Annotated in this window: 17 protein-coding genes and 1 pseudogene; 8 read left to right on the forward strand and 10 right to left on the reverse strand. The window is 64.7% G+C overall.

The window, feature by feature from the left end; translation table 11 throughout:
• Nucleotides 1-135: 135 nt before the first annotated feature.
• Both AAGD32_14585 and AAGD32_14590 read right to left on the reverse strand, forming a co-directional pair.
• Entirely contained in the window at nt 136-1329 is a 1194-nt protein-coding gene (locus AAGD32_14585; GenBank protein ID MEM8875472.1) for a hypothetical protein, read from the reverse strand.
• A 216-nt stretch (nt 1330-1545) separates the two neighbouring features.
• The gene (locus tag AAGD32_14590; GenBank protein MEM8875473.1) at nt 1546-2601 is read right to left on the reverse strand and encodes a polyprenyl synthetase family protein; all 1056 of its coding nucleotides are present in this window, start codon (nt 2599-2601) and stop codon (nt 1546-1548) included.
• Nucleotides 2602-2733: 132 nt separating this feature from the next.
• On the opposite strand from AAGD32_14590, the gene AAGD32_14595 reads away from it, so the two are divergent.
• From AAGD32_14595 to AAGD32_14610, 4 genes and pseudogenes are all read left to right on the forward strand, one after another.
• Nucleotides 2734-4092 carry a serine/threonine-protein kinase gene (locus AAGD32_14595; GenBank protein ID MEM8875474.1) on the forward strand — a complete coding sequence of 453 codons (1359 nt, stop codon included), beginning with the start codon at nt 2734-2736 and terminating at the stop codon, nt 4090-4092.
• Between the two features lie 100 nt (nt 4093-4192).
• Nucleotides 4193-5248, forward strand: coding sequence for a transaldolase family protein (locus AAGD32_14600; GenBank protein ID MEM8875475.1), 1056 nt, complete (start codon nt 4193-4195; stop codon nt 5246-5248).
• A 164-nt stretch (nt 5249-5412) separates the two neighbouring features.
• On the forward strand, nt 5413-6543 hold the full coding sequence (locus AAGD32_14605; protein ID MEM8875476.1) for a PQQ-binding-like beta-propeller repeat protein: 1131 nt from the start codon (nt 5413-5415) through the stop codon (nt 6541-6543).
• 65 nt (nt 6544-6608) lie between these two features.
• A pseudogene (locus tag AAGD32_14610) lies at nt 6609-7190 on the forward strand (IMP cyclohydrolase).
• Nucleotides 7191-7268: 78 nt separating this feature from the next.
• Here the strand turns inward: AAGD32_14610 and AAGD32_14615 are convergent.
• Nucleotides 7269-8114 carry an undecaprenyl-diphosphate phosphatase gene (locus AAGD32_14615; GenBank protein ID MEM8875477.1) on the reverse strand — a complete coding sequence of 282 codons (846 nt, stop codon included), beginning with the start codon at nt 8112-8114 and terminating at the stop codon, nt 7269-7271.
• 257 nt (nt 8115-8371) lie between these two features.
• Here AAGD32_14615 and metH point away from each other — a divergent pair, with 257 nt between their 5' ends.
• On the forward strand, nt 8372-11929 hold the full coding sequence (gene metH, locus AAGD32_14620) for a methionine synthase (protein ID MEM8875478.1): 3558 nt from the start codon (nt 8372-8374) through the stop codon (nt 11927-11929).
• Between the two features lie 25 nt (nt 11930-11954).
• Here metH and AAGD32_14625 read toward each other — a convergent pair whose 3' ends face one another.
• The 6 genes from AAGD32_14625 to AAGD32_14650 all read right to left on the reverse strand — a co-directional run bounded on the left by AAGD32_14625 (nt 11955) and on the right by AAGD32_14650 (nt 18498).
• Nucleotides 11955-12347, reverse strand: coding sequence for a hypothetical protein (locus AAGD32_14625; GenBank protein ID MEM8875479.1), 393 nt, complete (start codon nt 12345-12347; stop codon nt 11955-11957).
• Nucleotides 12347-13006, reverse strand: a complete 660-nt coding sequence (locus tag AAGD32_14630; GenBank protein MEM8875480.1) for a DUF2959 family protein — start codon at nt 13004-13006, stop codon at nt 12347-12349. The genes AAGD32_14625 and AAGD32_14630 overlap by 1 nt, the downstream gene beginning before the upstream one ends.
• A 67-nt stretch (nt 13007-13073) precedes the next feature.
• Entirely contained in the window at nt 13074-13955 is an 882-nt protein-coding gene (locus AAGD32_14635) for a fructosamine kinase family protein (protein MEM8875481.1), read from the reverse strand.
• On the reverse strand, nt 13952-14458 hold the full coding sequence (locus AAGD32_14640) for a low molecular weight protein-tyrosine-phosphatase (protein MEM8875482.1): 507 nt from the start codon (nt 14456-14458) through the stop codon (nt 13952-13954). Before AAGD32_14640 ends, AAGD32_14635 begins: the two co-directional genes overlap by 4 nt.
• A gap of 9 nt (nt 14459-14467) precedes the next feature.
• Entirely contained in the window at nt 14468-16585 is a 2118-nt protein-coding gene (recG, locus tag AAGD32_14645) for an ATP-dependent DNA helicase RecG (GenBank protein MEM8875483.1), read from the reverse strand.
• 62 nt (nt 16586-16647) lie between these two features.
• Nucleotides 16648-18498, reverse strand: a complete 1851-nt coding sequence (locus AAGD32_14650) for a proline--tRNA ligase (GenBank protein MEM8875484.1) — start codon at nt 18496-18498, stop codon at nt 16648-16650.
• A gap of 46 nt (nt 18499-18544) precedes the next feature.
• Here AAGD32_14650 and AAGD32_14655 point away from each other — a divergent pair, with 46 nt between their 5' ends.
• From AAGD32_14655 to AAGD32_14665, 3 genes are all read left to right on the forward strand, one after another.
• On the forward strand, nt 18545-18793 hold the full coding sequence (locus AAGD32_14655; protein ID MEM8875485.1) for a hypothetical protein: 249 nt from the start codon (nt 18545-18547) through the stop codon (nt 18791-18793).
• A 183-nt stretch (nt 18794-18976) separates the two neighbouring features.
• Nucleotides 18977-19630 carry a peptidoglycan recognition family protein gene (locus AAGD32_14660; protein ID MEM8875486.1) on the forward strand — a complete coding sequence of 218 codons (654 nt, stop codon included), beginning with the start codon at nt 18977-18979 and terminating at the stop codon, nt 19628-19630.
• A 323-nt stretch (nt 19631-19953) separates the two neighbouring features.
• On the forward strand, nt 19954-20916 hold the full coding sequence (locus AAGD32_14665; GenBank protein MEM8875487.1) for a serine/threonine-protein kinase: 963 nt from the start codon (nt 19954-19956) through the stop codon (nt 20914-20916).
• A 129-nt stretch (nt 20917-21045) separates the two neighbouring features.
• On the opposite strand, the gene AAGD32_14670 is transcribed toward AAGD32_14665, so the two are convergent.
• Nucleotides 21046-21448, reverse strand: a 403-nt coding sequence (locus tag AAGD32_14670) for a hypothetical protein (protein MEM8875488.1), incomplete at its 5' end; no start/stop codon positions are given.

Here is a 21448-nt window from a genome sequence, read left to right on the forward strand (position 1 = left end):
GCTTGAGCTTTGTCCGACGATTGCCCATCGCGGTTGATGGCAACAGGCACCCCAATCCATCTTGGATATCAAAGCTGTTAAGCCATCAGCTGAGCCTGTTGCGCTCGTTGCCTAACGTGGCGCCAATCCCGGCGATCAAGCCGTGAATATCGCTTCCATCGCGTCCACCATAGCAGCGTCAGAACGCATCTTTCTGCGATGTGGGGTCATCAATCGGATCTCTAGCGGCACCACGAAACGGTCCGGTAGGACCTGTCGCAAAACACCTGCTTGGATGAGCGTCGCCGCGCAAATATCGATGCACCCCGTCACTCCCAACCCTTGAGCGGCGAGGCTAAGCTGCGTCGAGGGAAGCGAGACGCCGATCACTTCGCCGAACAGGTTGAGCGGCACCGTGAGCGAACTCTTGGAGTGGTTCAGCCCGAGCACGTAGCGGGGGTCTTTTTCGACGTCGTGGCAGATGTACGATCGGCCGGTCGCGGCGACGTAGCCGGAGATGCCGTTGCCCTCGGGCTGGGCGTACAGGTCGATCTCCAAGGCCTCGGGGGGCAAGCCCTCGCTGATGACAACTTCGAGTTTATTTGCGCGCTTGTCGATCAGGCGGATCGCGAAGTGATCGAAGTGCATCAGGTCTTTGCTGTACCGGATGATCTTGTCCTGCATCAGCCGCAGGCGCTCGGCGGGCCGGAGCTTGCTGACCTCCTCGTTGTCGATGCGGGCCAGCTCCCGGCCGGCGGCGTCGATGGCGTCGATCTTGGCCTGCGTCCGCCGCCCGGAGGTCGCGTCCCAGACGACGCCGACCACCTGATCAATGGGCGAGCCGTCGTCGGACGCCGTCACGGGCGAGCAGATGATTTCGTAATACCGCTGCTCGACCGGGTCTTGGTACGTGAATTTTTTGCTGCGCGCCTGCTGCCCCTGGGCGCTGCTCATCGCGCCGGTCGAAGAGTTGAAGATGCTCATCGCCTGACGGCAGATGCCCTTGAGGTGTTCGGTGGTCTCGGCGTTGAAGCCGCGCATCCGTTTGTTCGCCCAAGTCATCCGGCCCGAGCTATCGACCACGCAAACGCCCTCGCCGATCGTGTCCAGCACCAGCGAGGCCTTCTCACCCACCAGAGCCCGTTCAAGCGGCAGAAAATCGCCCGCGTCGGCGAACACCGCGTGGAACTGTTCGGATTTCAAGAGCCGACTGGCTTCGTCCAGGTCCGCCGCGACATGCACGTCGTACAGCCGGCCCAGCGCGTCCGCGACGGCCCGGCTGGAGTTAGACCCCGGACCCGAAGTCCCTTGGAAAACCAGAGCACGTGGCGTGGAGGAAGCGTCAGTCATGAACCGACCCGCGAGGCGAAATGCTGAACTCAACCCGATCCGTGGTTGCGAGCACGGCCGACGAATCGTCGTCGAAGTGGGCACATGGATACTAGAAGAATCGGTCACCGCCGGAGCGGTCCTGTAACGAGAACGGCCAAAATTCTTTCCGCATGGTTGAGCCAGCCGTCACCGTCCCACCCTCGCCGTCAAATTTCTCGTTCCCATCACTTGGGATCAGCGTCGGCGGGCCAGGGTTGCGTCGGCCAGTTGCTCCAGACGTGCCCGTGCATCGGAACCGGGAATAGACGCCGTGAGCGTGGCTTTCGCGTCCTGGATCAACACCCCGGCTCGCTGGTAAGCCCGATCGATCGCCCCGCTGGCGCGAACCTCGGCGCGGAGCGTCGCCGTTGCCCCCCCGGCGGCCGCATCGCGGAGGGCGGCCCGGCCGCGCTCAAGCTCCGCCTCCCCACCGACGGCTAAGCCTTCCAACCAGAGGATCAACGGCAGGGTCAGCTTGCCTTTCGCCAAGTCACGCCCCAAAGACTTTCCAACCACTTCTTCGTCGCCGACCAGGTCCAACACGTCGTCGATGATCTGGAACGCGACGCCAACCTTTTCGCCGTAAACGTGCAGAGCGTCGCGCGCTTCCGACGCCGAGCTGACTCCACGCAACGGCCCGCCGCCCAGGAGCATGACCGGCACGGCGCAGCAGGCCGCGGTGAGGGCCGCCGTCTTGCGCTTGACAATCTCGAAATAGGTCCGGGCCGAGAGCCCCAGATCGCCGCGGTGCGAGAGTTGCAGCAGCTCGCCTTCGCAGACCGTGTTGGTGGCCGCCGCGACCGCCTTGGCGACGTCCGCGCCCAGGTTGCAGCACAGGTGGTACGAATGGCTGATGAGGTAGTCGCCGAGCATCACCGCGGCCTCGTTGCCCTGCAGGCGGTTGATGGTCTGCCCCCGCCGGCGGACGTCCGCTTCGTCCAGCACGTCGTCGTGGACGAGCGTGGACATGTGGACCATCTCTAAAACCGTCGCCAGCAGATCGACTTCCGAGCGGCGGGGCCCGCCCCCCGCGTCGAGGCACATCGCCGAGAGCACGGTCAGCATCGGCCGAAGCATCTTGCCGCGGTAGCGTTCGACGTGGCCGACCAACTCGTTCACGCAGTCCAGGTCGCTGTGCAGCTCGGCGGCGAAGCGGGCTTCGATGGTTTCCAGCCGATCCGCCAGCGCCGCGTCGATCGGGGAGCCGGTCGGGTCGGTCGGCGTCAGGGTCAGCGGGGTCGGTGGGCTCATGACCGAGAACCATACGCAGGCCGTCGCCGACGCGTTGACACCCTAAGAACGGCGCTGATACGGTTCGCCATTGGCGTCGGCCCGTCCGATGAACCGATCCGGCCGATCCCCTCGGAACCCCGATCGAACACCATGGCCGAAGCCAACGATCCATCCTCCGGCTCCACCGCGGTGCCCGCCCCCAACCCCGAAGCGGACCCTGCGGCGTCCCGCGGCAGCGAAGCCAACCAGAAATCCAACGGCGGCCAGAACGGGCTCGACACCGTCATCGGTCGGCTCGTCGTCGATCGCGGGCTCGCCACGCCTCAAGAAGTCCAAGACGCCAAGGACGCTCTGATCGGGTTGGCCGGCGACTCCGGCGGCGACGTCAAGAACAAGTCGCTCGGAGCCGTGCTCGTCGAGCGCGGCGTCATCACCAAGCGTCAGCTCGACCGCCTGCGCCCCGAAACCGACGCCAAGTCCGGCCAGCAGATCCCCGGCTACCAGATCCTCAAGAAGCTCGGCGCCGGCGCGATGGCCACGGTCTACAAAGCCCGCCAACTGTCGCTCGACCGCATCGTCGCGATCAAAGTGCTGCCTCAGAAGTTCACCAACAATCAAGACTTCGTCGATCGCTTCTACGCCGAGGGCAAGGCCGCCGCGAAGCTCAACCACCCCAACATCGTGCAGGCGTTCGACGTGAACAAGGCCGGCGAGTTTCACTACTTCGTGATGGAGCACGTGGACGGCAAAACCGTCTTCGAAGTGATCCAACAGATCGGCCGGTACGAAGAAGCCGACGCGCTGCGCGTCGCCGTAGACGTGGCCAACGCGCTCAACCACGCCCACGAGCGCGGATTCATCCACCGCGATGTCAAGCCCAAGAACATCATGATCGCCAGCGATTCGGGCCGGACCAAGCTCGCCGACATGGGTCTGGCCCGGGCGATCTCTGACCGCGAAGCCGCCGAGGCCGAAGCCGGCAAAGCCTACGGCACGCCGTACTACATCAGCCCCGAACAGGTCCGCGGCGAGGTCACCGTCGACTTCCGCGCCGACATCTACTCGCTGGGTGCCACGCTCTATCACATGCTCACCGGCCAGGTCCCCTTCGATGGGCCCAACCCTTCGGCGGTCATGCGCAAGCACCTCAACGAGGACCTCCAGCCGCCGGATCACATCAACCCGAACCTGTCGTCGGGCATCGGCGAAGTGGTCGAAGTCTGCCTCGCGAAAGACCGCAACAAGCGCTATAACAGCACCACCGACCTTTTAGAAGATTTGCAAGCCATCGAACGCGGCGAAGCCCCGCTCCAGGCCCGAAAGGTGTTCGACGTCAACGCGCTTTCCGCCTTGGAAAAAAAGGCGCCCACCGATCAAGCGAGCGAGGACGCGGACCTGGTCGCCTCCCTCGAGATCGCCGCCGCCGGCCCCTGGTTCTACGCCGCGGTGGTCGGCTGGATTGTCGCGATCATTTTGCTCATCGCTTTGCTCGCTGTCGCCGCCGGCTGACCCCGGTTGAATTGGGCTACGATCCACCCACGCGAAGTTTTGCAAGGCCTGCTCCATCGCCCTGCACGCGGCTTCTCTCCGGATTTAAAGGACCATCCCCATGCCCAACGCACTTCAATCCCTCGTCGACACCGGCACCCGCATGTGGCTCGACTCCGTCGATCCGCAGGAGGTCATCGACAACAAGGCTTTGGGCATCACCGGCGCCACCTCCAACCCCGCCATCATCCAAGGTCTTATCCAGACCGGCCGCTTCGACGACGACATGCAGGCGTTCCTCGACGCCGGCCACGACGACGAAGCCATCGCGTGGGCCATGACCGACAAACTCGTGGGCGACGCCCAGGAACACTTCAAAGACGTCTGGCAATCCACCGCAGGCAACGACGGCTGGGTCAGCTTCGAACTCGACCCGCTGCTGGAAGACCCCGACAACACGATGTCCGTCGCCGAGAAGGCGCGGCACTACGTTGACCTGGGCAAGCGCTGGGCCGAAGGGCACCCCAACCGCATGATCAAAGTGCCCGCCACGCCCGGCGGCCTCGCCGCACTCGAAGACCTCGCCGCCGCGGGCCTCACGCTCAACGTCACCCTGATCTTCACCCAGCGGCAGTACGAAGCCGCCCGCGACGCCGTGTGGAAGGGCCGCCAACGCTTCGGCCAACTCGACAAGTTCAAGAGCGTTTACTCCATCTTTATCTCGCGTGTCGATGTGTACACGAAGGAGCACTGCCCCGGCCTCTCCGAGGAAGCGCAGGGGTTGATGGGCATTGTGAACGCGAAGCGCATCGGCATCGAGAACGCCAAGTTCTGGGCCGACAAGGGCCTCCCGCTTCAACAGGAAATGATCTTCGCTTCGACCGGCGCGAAGCTCGACTGGCAGGCCGAGGACTATTACGTCGCCGCGATGGCCGGCTCGGACATCCAGACGAATCCGCCCGAGACCAACGCCGCCGTGCTGGAGATGGGCAAGGCGTATTCCGCCAAATCCCGCGAGTTGCCCGACCAGGCTGTCCTCGACGACCTGGACGCCAAGGTCGATCCACAACACATGGAAGACACGCTGATGTCCGAGGGCACGGCTAAATTCGCCGTCCCGCATAAGAAACTGCTCGCCGCGATCGCCGACAAACGAAAAGCCCTCGCCGGCGCTTAACCCCGCCCCGGGCGTAAACCGCTTTGATCGCTGCGCTTGACCCCGCGCCCCGCCGCGTCGATACTCGCGGTCTCGATTCGTTTGTTCCCTCGGAGATCCGCGTGATGAGGCTTTCCCGTGATGACGCCGCCCCGGCCCCGATGTCAGCTAGGTTTTCGGTCCTGATGTCGGCCTTAGCCGCGGTGTCCCTGGGCCTCGTGCTGACCACGACCCCCGGCTGTGCCGCTGGTGAACGTAGCGGAGACGTCCGGGTCTCCCCCAACCTCGTCGCGACCGGCGGCCCGTTCGACCCTATCGCCCTCCGCGATTTAGGGCTGACCGTCCGCTGGATTTACGACCTCGAGTTGGCCAGTTCCGAAGGCATCACCGATCTCGAAATCCTCGATGACCTCGTCGTCGTTGTCGAAGGGCCCGACAACTTCGTCACCGCCATCGACGTGGACTCCGGCCAGTTTGCCTGGAAACGCCTCATCGGCCTCGACCTCGAGACGCTCTATCGGCCGATGCGCGCCGGCGACGACTCACTTAACGGCGACCGCATCTTCATCAACTCCTCATCCCGCTTCTTCACGCTCGACCCCGGGACCGGCCGGCTCGTAGGCGTGCAGAGCCTCGAAGCCCCCGTCACCGCCGGCGGTGAGCTCATCGGCGACTTCGCCATCTTTGGTGCCGCCAAGGGCCTCGCTTTCGCGCACGACATCGACGCCGGCTACGCCAAGTGGCGTTACCGCATGACCGGTCGCCTGGTTGCCCCGCCCGTCCGCGCCGCCGAGAACACGGTCTTCCTCGGGGACGAAGCCGGCACCTACGTACTCATCAATGTCGGTAGCGGCGATCCCGCGTTCCGCAACGACGTGTTCGGCCCGATCGTCGCTTCCGCCGCCGTGCACCGTGGCGATTTGCTCGTCCCCTCGGTCGACCGCTCGCTCTACGCCCTCGACCGCAACACCGGCAACCAATCCTGGGTCTACCGTGCCGACTCGCCCCTCCGCGAAGCCCCCCTGTCCGTCGGCCGCGACGTGTACCTGCCTACCTCCGGCGGCGGCCTGATCGCCTTAGATTCCCGTGGCAACGTCCGCTGGGAAACCACCCTCCAAGCCACCCCCATCCTTGCCAACCACCGCGGCCTCGTCGCGCTGGGCCGTGACACGCTCCTGTTGGTCGATCCAGACAACGGCGACGCCCTCCAGGCCGTCCGCGCCCCGGGCGTCGCCGCCGCCACCGCCGCACCCGACGGCTCGATCATCCTCCGCACCACGGACGGACGGCTCGTCCGGCTCGACCCGACCGGATAACCCCGCCGATGCGAGATGTCCGATGCGCGATGTCTGACACATACATCAACCATCCAACATCCGCCATGCTGCGAACCGCCCTGCTCTCCGTCTCCGACAAGACCGACCTGGTCCCTTTCGCCCGTAAGCTGCACGGCCTGGGCGTCACCCTCATCTCCACCGGCGGTACCCGCAAGACGCTCACCGAGGCCGACCTGCCCACCGTCGGCATCGATACGGTCACCGGCTTCCCCGAAATGATGGACGGCCGGGTCAAGACCCTGCACCCCAAGGTCCACGGCGGACTGCTCGCGGTGCGCGACAACCCGGAACACGCCGCCGCGCTCGAAACCCACCGGATCACGCCCATCGATCTGGTCTGTGTGAACCTCTACCCGTTCGAAGCGACCGTCGCCAAGGAAAGCGTCAGCACCGCCGAGGCGATCGAGCAGATCGACATCGGGGGGCCGTCGATGATTCGCTCCGCCGCCAAGAACCACAAGTTCGTCACTGTGGTTACCGACGCCAAGCAGTACGACGCCGTCACGAATGAACTCGACGACCCCGAGAACGGCGGCCGTACCACCCTTGCCCTGCGGCAACGTCTCGCCGCCGCCGCATTCAAACGCACCGCGGATTACGAGACCGCGATCGCCAAGTGGATGGCCGAACGTTTCGCGTGATCGAGTTCGAGCCAGGCCGACGCGAAGCCGTCGCCGGAAGCGAGGGTTTGGTTTCTCGATGTCTCAGAACGTCATCACCCCACCCAAAATCAACCCCCCCATCAAAGCCGCGAGCGCCAGCCGATACCAGCCGAACGGCGCCAACCCCCGTCGTGTCAGGAACCCGACGAACCAGTGCACCGCGAGCGCCGCGCTAACCGTTGCCGCGACGAAGCCGACCACCAGGTTGCTCCAGCCGATGTGCGTCAGGATCGCGTCGCCGTCCTTCACGCCGTCGTAAACCGTCGCCGCCCCGAGCGTGACCAGCCCCAACAAAAACGAAAACTCCGCCGCCGCCTTCGCTCGCAACCCCAGCAGCAACGCCGCCACGATCGTCATCATCGACCGACTCGTGCCCGGCCACATCGCCACGCACTGCCCCAACCCGATCAACAGCGCAATCTTCCAGCCGACGTCCTCGACCTCGCGTTTCGCGTTGCGGTCCAGGAGCTTCTGATTCCACGCCACCACCAACATCAGCCACGCCCCGACAAACAACGCTCCGATCACCGGCCACGGCGCGAATAAATGGTCCTTGATGCGGTCCGAAAGCACCGGCCCCAGAACCGCGGCCGGGATGAACGCCACGATCAGCGCGATCGCGAGCTTCAGCCCCGCTTCGTCTTTGCCCGCTAACCCCCGAAGCATCTGAATCACCCGCGACCGGTACAGGCCCAGGACCGCCGCGATCGCCCCCGCCTGGATCACGATGTTGAACGCGTTGACCGCCCGCTGAAGCTCCGGGTCGGCCTCCCCCGGGTTCAGCCCCAGCAGCCAGGCCGTGAGGATCAGGTGGCCGGTCGAGCTCACCGGCAGATACTCGGTCAGCCCCTCCACCACGCCCAAGATCATTGCCTGCCACCAAGTCATGCTGCGGAGACTATCGGCCAGAACCCCGTGAGTTCTCGGTTTGCGGCCGGAAAACCCCGGTCCCGCACCGAAGACCCCAAAAACCACATAAACCCGTGCCAAATCGGCCCGAAACATGCCTTGCTCGGCCAAACACGCTGCAAATCGTTCACGCCGAGGCTACAATCCGTCCATCCGGATCAACGGATGAAATGTACACCCGCACACCGCCGATGCCCGATATCCGGCACCGAATTCCTCCTCCTTTGGCATCGCCCATGAGCCTTTTCACCCAACAAGCCGCCCGCCGCGTCCTCTTTTTCGATGGCGCGATGGGCACGTCGATCCATAACCTCGACGACTTGGACCTCGACCGCGATTACCTCGGCCGGGAGAACTGCACGGAAGTACTCCTGCTGACCCGCCCCGAGGTGATCCAGAACATCCACGAGGACTTCCTCAAGGCCGGGGCCGACGGCGTAGAAACCGACAGTTTCAATGCTCAACTCCACACGATGGAGGACCAGGACCTGGTCGACAAGGTCCACGAACTCAACCGGACCGCGGCCGAAGTCGCGCGGGCCGCGTGCGAGAAGTACGCGACATCCGACAAGCCGCGTTTCGTCATCGGCTCCATGGGCCCGGGCACCAAGCTGATCACGCTCGGCAACGTCGACTGGGACACGATGCGCGAAAGCTACGCCGCCCAGGTCCGCGGCTTGCTCGACGGCGGGGCCGACGTGCTGCTGCTCGAAACCGCGCAGGACATCCTGCAAGTCAAGTGCGCGTTGAGCGCCGCCTTCATGGTCCTCGAAGAGCGCGGCCTCACGCCCGACACCGGCGACAACGACGGCGACATCCCTGTCATGGTCCAGGTCACCATCGAGCAATTCGGCACCACCCTCGTCGGCACCGACATCGCCGGCTGCGTCGCCGCGCTCCGCGACTACCCCATCTACTCGCTCGGGATGAACTGCGCCACCGGGCCGGTCGAGATGTCCGAGCACGTCCATTACCTCGGCCACCACTGGCACCGCGGCATCTCGCTGCTGCCCAACGCGGGCCTGCCCGTCCTCGAAGAGGGCCGCACCGTCTTCCCCCTCGGCCCCGAGCCGTTCGCAGAAAAAATCGCCGAGTTTGTCCGCACGGCCGGCCTCAACGTGGTCGGCGGATGTTGCGGCACGACGCCCGAACACATCGCCGAACTCGTCCGCCAAATCGGCGAGGCCGCCCCGCCCGTGCGCATCGACAAGCGGCCGTGGAAGCCCGCGATCTCCTCGCTCATGGGCGCGGTCGATTACCGCCAGGACAACTCGATCCTCAACGTCGGCGAACGCACCAACGCTTCGGGCTCCCGCAAATTCAAGCGGCTGCTCGAGGAAGAGAGCTGGGACGAGATCGTCAGCCTCGCGCGTGACATGGTCAAAGAAGGCTCGCACGTCATCGACGTCAACGTCGACTACGCGGGCCGGGACAACGCCGCCGACATGACCACGATCGTGTCCAAGCTGGTCAACCAGGTCAACGCCCCGCTGATGCTCGACAGCACGCAGCCCGCGACGATCGAGGCCGGGCTCAAGGCCGCGGGCGGCAAGTGCCTGATCAACTCGGCCAACCTCGAAGACGGCGAAGAGAAGTTCGCCCAGATGTGCAAGCTCGCCAAGGACTACGGGGCCGGCCTGGTGCTGGGCACCATCGACGAAGACCCCGAAGAAGCGATGGCGCGGACCCGCGAGCGCAAGCTCAGCATCGCCGAACGCATGCACGGCCTGGCCACGAACAAGTACGGCCTCAAGGAAGAAGACCTGATGTTCGATCCGCTGGTGCTTCCGGTCTCCACCGGCATGGAGCAAGACAAACACTCCGGGCTGGAGACGATCGAAGGCACGCGGCTGATCGCCCAGCGTTTTCCCAACTGCCAGATCACTTGCGGCCTATCGAACATTTCGTTCGGCCTGAACCCCGCCGCACGGCAGGTGCTCAACTCGGTGTTCCTCTTCGAACTCGTCGAAGCCGGAATGACGAGCGCGATCCTGCACGTCAGCAAGATCCTGCCCAAGAACCGCATCCCCGAAGAGCAGTGGCAGGCCGCCCTCGACGTGCTGTACGCGCGGGACGCCGCCGAGCCGGTCACGCTCGAAGACGGCAGCCAGACCACCGACCCGTTGCAGATTTTCATCGATCTGTTCAGCAACGCCGAGGCCGTCTCCACGAAGGTGGACCTCGCGGCGCTTCCGTTGGAAGAACGCCTACGCAAGCACATCATCGACGGCGAAAAGAAGGGCCTGCCCGAAACCCTCGCCGACGCCCGCGAGAACTACCCGCCGCTGGACATCATCAACGACCACCTACTCGACGGCATGCGTGTCGTCGGCGACCTGTTCGGGTCGGGCCAGATGCAGCTGCCGTTCGTGCTACAGAGCGCGACCGTGATGAAAGCCGCCGTCGCCGAGCTCGAACCGTTCATGGAGAAGGTCGAAGGCCAAACCAAGGGCACGATGCTCCTGGCAACCGTGCGCGGCGACGTCCACGACATCGGCAAGAATCTCGTGGATATCATCCTCACCAACAACGGCTACACCGTCCACAACATCGGCATCAAGGTCCCGATCAACGAGATCGTCGCCAAATTCCACGAGACCCGACCCGACGCGATCGGCTTGTCCGGGCTGCTCGTCAAGTCGGTCAACGTCATGGAAGAGAATCTCAACGAGCTCAACAAGCTCGCCATCGACGTGCCCATGATCCTCGGCGGAGCCGCGCTCCAACGCTCGTACTGCGAGCGCCACCTGCGATCCATCTACAAGGGCAGCACCTTCCACGGCACCGACGCCTTCGAAGGCCTGCGCCTCATGGACATGATCTGCACCGGCAAGATGAATGAACTGAACTTCGAGATCGACGAGCGTCTCGAGAAAGGCAAGGACCGCGAGGCCAAGGTCGCCGAACTCAAAAAGCGTAGCGACGAGACCAAGGCCGCCGCGGGCGCGGTCGCCGTGGCCGAGCGTGTGCGCGGCGACGTCGCGATCCTCGACGAAGTCCCCCAGCCGCCCTTCTGGGGCAGCCGCGTCGTGACCGATCTGGCGATGAAGGACATTTTCCCCTTCGTCAACGAGGCGGCGCTGTTTAAGACGCAGTGGCAGTTCGTCCGCGGCGACAAGTCCACCAAGGACTACGAGCAGCAGCTCGAGTACGAAGTCCGACCGATCTACGACCGGCTCCGCGTGTCGATGGTCGAGGGCAACGTGCTCCGGCCCGCCGTGACCTACGGCTATTTTCCGGTGAACGCCGACGGCGACCACGTCGTCGTGTTCGACCCCGAGGACCACGACAAGGAGATCGCCCGCTTCGTGAAGTTCCCCCGGCAGACCGAACGCAAGCGGCTGTGCCTCAGCGACTTCTTCCTGCCCTTGGAATCGGGTCGGCGTGACGTGCTGCCCGTGCAATGCGTCACGATGGGTCAAGAGGTCTCGCACCTCGCGAAGAAGCACTTCGACGCCGACGACTACACCGAGTACCTCTACGTGCACGGCATGGGCGTCGAGTGCGCCGAGGCCCTAGCCGAGCTGTGGCACAAACGCATCCGCATGGAGTTGGGCATCGGCAACGACGACAGCCCGAAGATCAAGCAGCTGTTCACCCAGAAGTACCGCGGCAGCCGGTACAGCTTCGGCTACCCGTCGTGCCCGGACATGAGCGACCAGGACCTGCTCTGGCAACTCATCGACCCGACCCGCATCGGCTGCGAGCTGACCGAAAACTGGCAGATCGACCCCGAGCAGAGCACGTCGGCAATCGTGTGCCACCATCCGGAGGCGAAGTATTTCAACGTGTGATCCTTCGCCTTAGGCGATAAGAAGATCACGCGTTACTCTCGCGATACGGGATCGTCGCGATCTGATGCTCGTCCTCGTACACGACTTTGCCGGGCTTGTCGGACAGAATCACCTGGGTTGCTAAGCCAAACTCGTTGAGGATGCGGCAGATTTCGCGCATCCGCGCGATGTGTTCGGACGCGGTCGGCCGGAACCAACCGATCGCGCGATTGGCGGCGTGCTTTTTCTTGCTGTCCGAAAACTTCGTTGGTGGCTCGAGATGTCGATTTAACCAACGCAAATGCTGGCATAACGGCACCGAGACTTCTTCCGAAACATCAACTCGATCCAACACGTCTGACGCCGCCTGGAATACACCCAGCCGCCGCCCCGAGTCTTCGTCGAGTTCATCTACCACGAACCGGATGAACTTGGCCATCAGCCTTCGAGTTCAGCTAAGAATGCGTCCGCTTCCGCGATGCTCGCGTTCATCTCGGCGATCAGGGCGTCGATGTCGCCGATCAGTTCGTCCGCATTGGTCTGCAGCGCGGCGATCGCTTTGGCGTTCAAGCTGGATTTGAGGAACAGCACGCGGTCGTTGAAATCCTGCAGCACCGGGTCCATCTTGCTCACCGCCCGATCCATCGCCGCGATCATGTCGTTGTACGACCGTTGCGTCGCGTCGAACTGTTGTTGCATCGCGCGTTGGTAGTCGGGGTTGTTCTGCAGTTCGATCTCGCCCTCCCATTCGTCGAACAGGTCGCCGGCGATCGTCTTGACCTTTTCGACCTCGTCGCGGAGATCGTCGGCCTGTTCCTCGATGCCGTCGTAGCTGCCCTTGAGCGAGTCGTACGCGGCTTCGAGATCGCCGCCATCAAAACCGAACGTCGCCTTGAATTGGTCGAGGGCGCTCTGGAATTCGTCCTTCGTCTCGGCCTGTTCGGCCCGGGCGTCCTGAACTTGATCAACGAACAGGTCGCGCTTCTCGTACCCGAAGCTCTCCCAGAACTTGTAGCTGACGCTGCGCCCGGCCGAGCACGCGGGCAACAGGGTCATCGCGGCGAAGATCAGAACGGCGGCGGTCAGCGCACGGGGCATGGCGGGTCTCCCGATCGAACAACAATCAGCATCAACGAACTGCGGATCATAACCGCCAACGACACGCTCAAGGCCGTAGCAACTGGTGAAGCAACGCCTCGGCTTGTCCGGCGTAGCCGCCGCCGAAGTGCCACGCGTGGCTGAGCAGGTGGTGCAGCCGGTACACCTCGACGCGCCGCGTCCAGCCGTCGGCGAGTGGAAACGCTTCGTGGTACGCCGCCTCGAACCGTGGACCGAAGCCGAACAGCCGGGTCATGCCGAACTCGGCTTCGCGGTGCGTGTAGCCGCAGGCGGGGTCGAAGAGCGCGGGCCGGTTGGCCTCGGAGACGAAGGCGGCGTTGCCGGACCAAAGGTCGCCGTGGACGAGGGTCGGTGGTTCGGCGGGCGCGTCAAGCAGCGTGTCGAGCCGGTCGGCGAGGCGGCGGCCGAGCGTTTGGAGGCGCGGATATGCCGGCAGGTCTTCGAGCAGGGGCAGCAAACGGCGATCCCGCCAGAACGTTGGCCAGCTGTGCGGCGGCTCGGTTGGCTGGTTGTTCTGCATGAGTCGGCCAAGATAGGTCGTGCACGGGAAGCCGAAGCGCCGCGCGGCGCCGCGGGAGGCGCGGTGCGTTTCGGCCAAGGCGGTGCCCAACCGCTCTTCAAAGTCCGGCGGCGGAGAGCCGAACCGCAGGGCTTCGAGCACCAGGAAATCGTCGCCTACCGCGAGCACGCCCGGCACGCTCGCCGCCGAATCCGCGGCGTCGCGCAGCGCGTCGAGCCCCGCGGCCTCGGCGGCGTACAGGTCGCCGGGGCAAGCCGACCGCGGCGTCTTGACGAACGCTCGAGTTCCATCCAACAGGGTCAGGCGGTGTGCATGGTTGATGTCGCCGCCGCGGACTTCCGCCGTTTGGACCACGCTCAGGCCGAGGGCTACCTCGATCCGCCGCCGAACATCCGCCCCGAGCGTCACGGCGACGCCCGAACGGTTCGCGTGAGGTGTTCGAGTACGTGGGGCAGCGAAGCTTCGAGCAGGTCGAGGACCTGCTCAAACCCGGCGTCGCCGCCGTAGTACGGGTCGGGCACATCGGGCGGGCCGCCCTTGAGCTGAAAATCGTCGGGCGCGAATTCGCCGAGCAGGCGGACGTGTTCCCGTGGGCCGCCGAAGCGGGCTTCGAGGTCGGCGAGGTTCATCCGGTCCATCGCGACGATCAGGTCGAACCGCTCGGCGTCGGCGGCCTCGGCGTAGCGGGCGTGCTGACCCGTGAGATCGACCCCGCGGCCGACCGCCGCGGCGGTCATCCGCGCGTCCGGCGGGTTGCCCACGTGGTGCCGGATCGTACCCGCCGAGTCGATCCCGATCGCCTCGCTCAGGCCGGCCTCGTTGACGAGCTTGCGGAACACGCCCTCGGCCGCGGGGCTGCGGCAGATGTTCCCCATGCACACGAACAGAACGGAACGCTCGGGTTGGTCCATCCCGGCAATTTACCCCACGTCGATCAGTCCGAGCGCTTCGCCGTGTTGCTGGAGCAAGACCTTCCGCAGCAGCGCGTGTTTCGGGTCGGCGAGCGTGGGGTCGTCGGCCACGATCTGCTCGGCGTCTCGGCCCGCGAGCTTGAGCAGGTCCAGGTCCTCCGGGATCGTCGCCAGGCGTAGCGGCACCGCGCCGGCCTGCCGCGTGCCGAAGAAGTCGCCCATGCCGCGGATGCTCAGATCGTGCTCGGCGATCTTGAAGCCGTCGTTGGTCGAGGCGATCGCGTCGAGACGCTTGCTCGCGTCTTCGGTGGTCGGGTCGGCGATGAACACGCACAGCGGCCGCTTCTGGTTTGTCCCCCGGCCGATGCGACCGCGGAGCTGGTGCAGTTGCGCGAGGCCGAAGCGTTCGGCGTGCTCGATGACCATGACCGTCGCGTTGGGCACGTCGACGCCGACCTCGATCACGGTTGTGGCGACGAGGACCCGCACCCGATTCGCACGGAAGTCTTCCATGACGGCCTGGCGCTGCTCTGGGGTCAGCCGGCCGTGCACGACGCCGACTTCAAAATCCGCGAAGAAGCGTTGCTGAAGCATCGCGGCGTGCGCGTTGACGCTTTTGAGTTCGTCGCCGGCGGCACCCTTGCCGTCGATCGTGGGCACGACCACGTACGCCTGCTCGCCACGCTTGAGCCGGGTCGCGGCGTAGCCGTACACCTCTTCGGCCTGTAGCGGCGTGACCACGCGGTTGGTCGCCGGCGTCCGCCCGGGCGGCAGCTCGTCAAGCGTCGAGACGTCCAAGTCGCCGAACAGCGTGAGCGAAAGCGTCCGCGGGATCGGCGTCGCGGTCATGACCAACGTGTGCGGAACCTGGTCGGAGTCCGGGTTGGCGCTCCGCAGCGCCGCGCGCTGCTTGACGCCGAAGCGGTGCTGCTCGTCCACGACCGCGACGGCCAGTTCGTGGAACCGCATCGACTCGGACAGCAGCGCGTGGGTGCCGACAGCGATGTCCAACGCGCCCGACGCCAGCGCGTCGCGGTCGCCGGGACGATTCGATGTGAACAGGTCGATCGAGACGCCCGAGCCTTCGAGCATGGCCGCGATCGAAGCAAAGTGCTGCTCAGCCAAGAGTTCGGTCGGGGCCATGAGCGCCGCCTGCTTGCGGTCGGCGACGGCCAGAAGCATCGCGTAGAGCGCGATCACGGTCTTACCGGCCCCGACGTCGCCCTGGAGCAAACGATTCATGGGCCAGGGCCGTTGCAGGTCGTTGGCGATCTCTTGCGTGACGCGGTCCTGCGCCCGGGTCAGCGGGAACGGGAAGCGTTGGCGAATGTGTGCATCGATCGCGTCGGTGAACCGCAGTTCGTGGGCCTTGAGATGGTGACGGACGTGGGCCCGCTTGAGCGCGATGCCCAACTGCAGCAGGAGCAGTTCGTTGAACGCGAGACGGCGGCGGGCGGCTTGGTGATCGTCTTTGGTTTCGGGCCGGTGCAGCTTGCGGAACGCCTCGCCGAGCGTGGGCATCGCGTGGTGCTTCCGCAGCTCGTCGGGTACCGGATCGTCGAGATCGGCGACGGCATCGTCGAGCACCGTCTCGATGAGTTTCGCGATCGCGGCGGAGGGCAGGCCGTCCGTAGCGGGGTAGATCGGCTGGAGCTTGTCGATCGCGTTGGGTGCTTGCTGTTTTGCCTCTTCAGACAGTGCAGACCACTTGGGGTTCACCATCTGCGGATAGTTCTGGAAGGTTTTGACTTTGCCTTGCACGTCGAGGGTCATGCCCACAGCGATGCGGTCGCGGAGCCAAGCGGCGTTGAACCAAGTGCAGAGCAACGTACCGCTGTCGTCCTGCAGCGTCGCCTCGAAACGCCCTTTCCTTCCTCTTCCGGGGGGTGCGTTCCAGCGGGTTTTTTCGACAACGCCGCGGGCGGCTCCGACCGCGCCGGCAGCCAGTTCGAGGAGACTATCGATGGGCGTGCTGGCGGCGTGGTTCTCGTAACGCAACGGCACGTGTCGCAGCAGGTCGGCAACTCGACGCAGGCCGAGGCGGTGGTACATCGGCAACCGCCGGTCGCCAACCCCGGGGAGATCGCCGATCGGAGTGGCGTAGGTGATGGGCGAACTCTCTGGCACGTCGGCGAGTGTAAAGCCCCGCGCGCAACCCATTGGGTTGCGGCTACCCGGAAACGAGACGGTCAAGGCGTTGCGAGGAGCGACGCGGCCTTTTTGACCGCTTCGGCCAACGGCACGGCGGTGCCCTTGGGGCCGAGCGAACCGTCGCGCATCTTCAATTCGACCGACGGCTGTTCGGCACTTAATCCTTTATCGCCAACGGTGATCCGCAGCGGGAATCCCACGAGGTCGGCGTCTTTGAACTTGACGCCGGGCCGTTCATCTCGATCGTCGATGAGCACGTCGTACCCGGCCTCAACGAGTTGCTTCGCAAGGTTCTGGCAGACGTCGGCGACCTGGCTGTCGGGCTCGTAGCCGATGGCGGTGATGCAGATCGCGTACGGCGCGATGGCGGCCGGCCAGACAATGCCGGAATCGTCGTGGCCAGCGCGTTCGTTCCCGTCTTCGTCGGTGACGGCCGACTCGACCGCAGCGGCAAGGATGCGATTCACACCGATGCCGTAGCAGCCCATGATCGGCGTAACGGCCTCGTTGTTTTCACCGGTGACCGAGACGCCGAGGGCCTGGGTGTACTTGGAACCAAGCTTGAAGACGTGGCCGACTTCGATCCCCTTGGTCGCGCGGAGCGTGCCGCCGCCCTTGGCTTGGGGCGCGGGGTCGCCCTCGACGGCATTCCGGATGTCGGCGACACGGATCGCCTGGCGGTTGAACTTGGCGTACCGGCGTTGGTCTTCTTCCGCCAGCTCGCGTTTCCAGTTGAAGTGTTTGACGTGCGTGTCGGTCTGGTTGCCGCCGGTGACCCAGAAGCCGCCCTGCGCCGCGTCTGGGTCGACCCAGACGTCGATGTCGTCGCGGTCTTTGGCGACGTGGGGGCCGACAAAGCCAATGGCGAACCCAGCGGCCCGGGCTTCCTGCTCATCCGCGAGGTGCACGGACGGGTGCGTCGCCTGCCGGAGCTTGGCTCCGTTGAGTTCGTGATCGCCGCGGACCACGGCGAGGACCCAGCCGGTGTCGGACTTGCAGACCAGCGTCTTGAGCATGTTCTTCGCGGCGAGTTTCGAGCCGAGCTTCTTTTTAAAGAACACGCAGACGTCGTCGATACCGGGGCAGCCGGGGGTTTCGACGGGTTCGAGGTCACCGGTCGGTTCGCCGTGCAGGTCGGCGGGGCGCGGACCGGTTTCGCATTTCTCGACGTTGGCGGCGTAGCCCGAGTCGTTGGTCAGGATCGTGTCCTCGCCAGTGGGCGAGGGGACCATGAACTCGTGGCTCGCGTTGCCGCCGATCGGTCCGGCCTCGGCTTCGACGACCATGTACGGCACGCCGCAGCGACGGAAGACGCGTTCGTACGCGGCGTACTGCCGGTCGTACGTCTCGTCGAGGCCGCCTTCGCCTTCGAGCGAGGCGTGGAAGCTGTACGCGTCCTTCATTAGGAACTCGCGCGAGCGCAACACCCCGAAGCGCGGCCGGAATTCGTCGCGAAACTTGGTCTGGATCTGGAAGACGGTTTTGGGCAGGTCCTTGTAAGAACTGACGCACGAGCCGACCAGGTCGGTGACGACCTCTTCGTGGGTCGGCCCCAGGGCGTAGTGCCGGCCGTGGCGGTCCGTGATCTGGAACAGGTTGTCGCCGTAGCTCTGATCGCGGCCGGTCTTCTGCCAGAGCTCGATGGGTTGAAGCGTGGGCAGAAACACCTCGGCGGCACCGGCGGCGTGCATCTCTTCCCGGATGATCGCAATGACCTTGTTCAACGACCGGAGGCCCAATGGCAGATACGAATAACTGCCGGCCCCGAGCTTGCGGACCAGCCCGGCCCGGAGCATGAGCTGATGGGACGGGACCTCGGCGTCGCCGGGGGCCTGACGGAGCGTGGGGACAAGCGTCTGGGACCAGAAGTCGGGCTGGGCATGGGGCATGGGACGAGAATGATACTGACGCCGGGAAAATGTTTATGATGTTCTGATGCAGACGCAGCTACGGACGGCCGCGTACCCCACGACATATCGAGCGCGGTTGATATGCTCGCTGGCAATCGCATTGCTGGCGCTGACGGTGACCGGCTGCCGCAAGTCGCCGCTGCCGACCGACGCGCCGCGCTCGCCGTACGAGCGATACGACGCGCTGCGGGGGCAAACGGTGCCCAAAACGGTGACCGACTCCTTCGGCCGGGAACAGCCCAACCTGCGGGGCCGACTCGGCGACGGGGGCTGATCGACCGACCGATCGCCGGTCGGTTTGAACCGGTTGTGACAGCGGAGGCGGCTCCCAATACTGACTGGGCCGGCATTATCGGAAAATCCTCCCGGAATTTTGCAAGCCGCTCGTCCCGGCGTCCGATGTCTAAACTGCGACCGAATTGCCCCTAACCGCTCACAACACCGAATTCCCACCACCTTGGCCTTCGATCAACGCACCATCCTGGTTCTCTTCGCCCTGGTCTTCGGCATGTCCGTGACCTACGGCGTGTTGCGTTTCCTGGAGCCCGGCCAAGTGCCCCCGCTATCGGGGCTGACGCTGATGAGCGTGGAACGCACCCCCACCGAGCGGCCCGAGGACAAACTCTTCGCCACCGAAGAGGAACTGGGCTGGCAAGTCATCGTGATTCACGACAGCCAGCAACCCGTCGGCAGCTACGACACCATCGATCGAGCCCACCGCCGTACCGGCAAAAACGGCTGCGGCTACCACTTTGTGGTCGGCAACGGCACCGACACGGAAGATGGCCGGATCGAAGTCGGCTACCGTTGGAAATATCAGCAAGTCGGCGATTTTTTCGAAGGCCCCGAGGCCGAGGCGTTTAACCGGCGTTTCCGCACCATCGGCATCTGCTTAATCGGTGACCTCGACGACGCTCCGATGACCGAATCTCAAGAACGCGAGCTGGTCTGGTTGGTACGTCAGCTCTCCGAGCGGTACGGCATCCCCGCCGACCGCGTTTTCGTGGACGCGGGCAGTGACGGGGACGGGTCGGCCAAGCATTTCCCGTACGCGGCTTTCCGGGATCAGATTACGCTCGGCAGCAGCGTGCCGGTCGCCCAAGCTTACTGAACGGGCTTTTCAAATTTACCGTGTTCCGGGGTTTGCTCTTGACCGGAGTAGGTTTTCCTAAATTCACGACCACGGACAAGCCGATCGCACCGCGTCAAACTCGGGTAAATCCCATCCGTCTGGTTGGAGATCGTCGCATCCCCGGCTATGCTCCATGCATACGTTCCATCCGGTTATACCGGACAACTCGATCCGGACCCCCTGGGCCTCGGAACTCCGTGTCTCACCACGCGTCGGCGATAGCTGCGTTCGTGAAACTCGCTTGGGAATGATCCCGGCTGCGACAATGGCACGGCAGACGTCCGCGGTTCCGAGCTTCGCCGATGACGAATTTCCATCAAATCGCAGGGTACGACGTCATTGAGACGCTGGGCAAGGGTGCGGGAAGCACGCTTTATTCAGCTCGAGATCGGCACGGCGCTCCGTTCGCACTCAAGCGGGTTACGAAGAAGACGCCGCACGATCAGAGGTATCTCGATCAGGCCCTCGCGGAACACCAGATCGCGAGCAAGTTTGATCACCCCCAGCTTCGCAAGAGCATCAAGGTGATCAAGCTGCGGGAACTGATCCGCGTCAGCGAGATCGTGGTGGTGATGGAGTTGGTGCTGGGCAAAACGCTCGAAGAGTGGCGGCCGGACTCCATGCTGGTGAACTGCCGCATTTGCCGAGCGGTCGCGGGCGCTCTGAAGTTCATGCACGACCAAAACTACGTGCACGCGGACATCAAACCCAACAACATCATGGTCACGCACGACGGCCAGGTGAAGATCATTGATTTCGGGCAGAGCTGCCCGAAAGGAACGGTTAAAGAGCGGATCCAGGGCACGCCCGACTACATCGCTCCCGAACAGGTCAAGCGTCAAGCGATCACCGAACAGACCGACGTCTTCTGCCTGGGCGCGACGATGTACTGGATGTTCACCGACAAGAACGTGCCCACCGCGTTCACCCGGCGCAACCAGCAGAACGCCGGCGTTCAACTCAAGACCGATGATTACAAGAAGATCACGCCGCCCATCGAACTGAATCCCAACGTCAGTCCCGCGCTGTCCTCGTTAGTGATGGACTGCGTCCAGCGTAAGCCGGAGGACCGGCCTCAGGGTATGCAGGTCGTGATCGAGAGGCTGGACATGGCCATCGCGCAGATCGAGCGAAACCGGCGGGCCGCGATGGCCGCGACCAAAGCGGCGGATGCCACGCCTCCGACGCCCGACCGCGACGCGACTTCAACCGCGGGGCTGGACGACACGGACGCCATCGACGCGGCGCAACGGCAGGCGAGTTGATCTGATTTGGAACGACCGGGGCGCGCCGAGCACACGGCTTCGATTTCAAGCCATCATCCGTCTGCCACCCCTTGGCTCAGATGGGCGATCTTTGTGGTGCTAGCCACGGCCGGGGGGACGCTGATCGCGTCACCGTGGTTGTGGTTGGGTGTGGCCGGCGGCTTGGGGATCGCGTCTCGATTCGGGGCGCGGCCGATTTGGATGGCCGCTTGCCTGATCGCCGCAACGACCGCGATCCGAACCGCCCACGTCCCCGCCGACTCGATCGAACGTTTCCTGACCGCCGACGGCCAGCTCGCGCAGCTCGTCCACGCCGCCGGCGCCCTTGCCCGCAAACTCGACGTGGTCCTTGGCGGACTTGGAGTACGACAGCGCTACCCACCGCAGCTGCTCGCCGTGCACCTCCTTCAGCGCCGCCTCGATGTCCACCGCGGCGCCGCCGGCCACGCGCACCTCGCTCTTGCTGTTGTCGCCCTCGGCGGCGTGAGCGCGCGACATGGCGTGCCGCTCGGCATCCACGTCCGCCACCGAC

The organism is Planctomycetota bacterium (assembly GCA_039182125.1).
GTDB lineage: Bacteria > Planctomycetota > Phycisphaerae > Tepidisphaerales > Tepidisphaeraceae > JBCDCH01.